Source organism: Salifodinibacter halophilus, assembly GCA_012999515.1.
Classification (GTDB): domain Bacteria; phylum Pseudomonadota; class Gammaproteobacteria; order Nevskiales; family Salinisphaeraceae; genus Salifodinibacter; species Salifodinibacter halophilus.
The window spans coordinates 1-243 of the sequence record JABEEB010000615.1 but is presented as its reverse complement, the minus strand read 5'-3'; the positions used below and the strand labels follow the sequence as shown (position 1 = coordinate 243).

1 protein-coding gene is annotated in these 243 nt (G+C 63.4%); it reads left to right on the top strand.

Features of this window, described 5'->3' with window-relative positions; genetic code table 11:
* The coding region (locus HKX41_13045; GenBank protein ID NNC25060.1) for an ABC transporter ATP-binding protein at positions 1-243 on the top strand (243 nt) is incomplete at both ends.

The following is a 243-nucleotide window of genomic DNA, read 5'->3' as shown; positions in this document are numbered from 1 at the left end:
TGCATCCGCGCTTCGACCGGGCCAAATGCGAGCGCTTCCTGCACGGCACCCAGCTCAAGCCGGACCTGCGCGTGCGCGAAATGTCCAAGGGCATGATCGTGCAGTTGCACCTGGCGCTGGTGATGGCCATCGACGCGCGCCTGCTGGTGCTCGACGAACCCACCCTGGGCCTGGACATCCTCTACCGCAAGCAGTTCTACCAGCGCCTGCTGGAAGACTACTTCGACGAGAACAAGACCATCG